1 protein-coding gene is annotated in these 373 nt (G+C 27.9%); it reads right to left on the bottom strand.

Annotation, left to right across the window (positions count from 1 at the left end):
* Positions 1–359, bottom strand: a 359-nt coding sequence (locus RCF13_RS06780) for a hypothetical protein (RefSeq protein WP_308140995.1), incomplete at its 3' end; no start/stop codon positions are given.
* Between the last annotated feature and the right edge of the window lie 14 nt (positions 360–373).

Consider the following 373-nt stretch of genomic DNA (forward strand, 5'->3'; position numbering starts at 1 on the left):
CATAAAATATCCATGTCTTTATTCAAGGGGTAACTTCTTGGAAAATCCTTAGGCATATATGGAACATCTACCTTAGTCAATGCATATTTATAAGGATCAATTGATTTTAAAAACTTAATAATATCTATGTCCTTTTGCATAATTTTTATCATATGAGCAGAGTGTTCGTAATTGTCACCTATGTGCATGATAATATCATAAAAGTAATTCTCAATCTTCTTACTATACTTTTCACGGTATTTCTTTTTTATTGCTTCTACTTTAATAGAGATAGGTTTACTATTTTTCGCTTTTGCTCTAAATTTTGGATCCCCTATATCTAAGGTTAATATCCTAATATTTTTATCATAATTATTCATATGCTCAAGCTTCT

Origin of the sequence: Stenotrophomonas maltophilia group sp. RNC7 (assembly GCF_030910085.1) — a bacterium.
GTDB lineage: Bacteria > Pseudomonadota > Gammaproteobacteria > Xanthomonadales > Xanthomonadaceae > Stenotrophomonas > Stenotrophomonas sepilia.